The organism is Kitasatospora sp. NPDC092286 (assembly GCF_044755565.1).
Lineage (GTDB): Bacteria > Actinomycetota > Actinomycetes > Streptomycetales > Streptomycetaceae > Kitasatospora.
In genome coordinates this window covers 1-1,155 of sequence record NZ_JBIVRD010000135.1, presented here as the reverse complement: position 1 = coordinate 1,155, position 1,155 = coordinate 1, and the positions used below count along the sequence as shown (strand labels likewise).

At 63.0% G+C, this 1,155-nt stretch carries 1 pseudogene; it reads left to right on the top strand.

The features are described from left to right. Positions 1-601: 601 nt before the first annotated feature. A pseudogene (locus tag ACIQIB_RS39535) lies at positions 602-1,155 on the top strand (group II intron reverse transcriptase/maturase); the annotation flags it as partial.

Genomic DNA, 1,155 nt, shown 5'->3' with positions numbered 1-1,155 from the left:
ACCGAGTGCGCCACGAGGCTCTGTTGTTGTACCGAATGGGGGTGGAAGACCTTCATCTCCCTTCCGCCGTAGCGGTGGGGTGAAGCTGGAGGCAGCCGGACCCGGGAGTCGCCGGGGAGGGTGGGAGCAGCCTCGACAAAGTCGCGACGATCCAGGACTGCCGGATGGATCGGGTGCGGTGAGCGAGACGGGAAGGTATACGCGAGGAACCGGCTGCGTTACGCCTCTTGATCACGTGCCAGCTCTAACCCGGTGGATTCGGGCTGGTTTGCGGTGCGCACTCGCCGTCTTTGGCGGTGGGGAACTCCTGGGGAGGGTCTTCGGTGTTCGATCCGGGAGGTCATGGTGAATTGTCTACGGCAGTATCCGTGACGATGCCGCAGGGGCAAAGCCGGGTGCCTAACCCGTCGATCGGACAACAGGGAACGTGGGAACCATCCGTATCCACTCCCGCCGTCCGGCCTTTCCAGGGCCGGGTAGCGGGATAGGCGCGACGTCTGCCGAAGGAGCGGATGGGGCGGAGCCGCCGTAGTACTCCGCGCCGGGGAAAGCCCGTGCACATGGGGAAGGGCGGCAGCGTGTCAGACAAGGAGTGTATGTAATGTCCGGAGATGCACCGGTGAATACCGGTGCCGCATCCTGGCCGGATGTAGATTCGGCCGAGATCGCGGTACGGAGGATGCAGAGCAAGTTGCACCGCTGGGCGACCGAAGATCCAGGTCGCTGTTTCGATGATCTGTTCAACCTCGTTTATGACCCGGTGTTCCTGATGGCTGCGTGGGGACGAGTGTCCACCAACAGGGGCGCCAAGACAGCAGGGATCGACAAAGTCAATGCGACCATGGTCGAGACCTGGGTCGGGGTCGATGCCTTCCTGGCCCGACTCCGGGACTCGCTGAAGTCTGGCGAGTACCGGCCGGTCGAAGTGCGGCAGGTGATGATCCCGAAAGGGAAGAGCACGGGGAAGTTCCGGAAACTCGGTATCCCCACCATCACCGACCGTGTGGTCCAGGCAAGCCTGAAGGCAGTACTTGAGCCCATTTTCGAGGCGGACTTCAGACCGTGCTCGTATGGGTTCCGCCCGAAGCGGCGTGCACACGACGCCATCGCCGAGATCCACTATCTGGCCTCTGGCTCCAGGGACTACCACTGGGT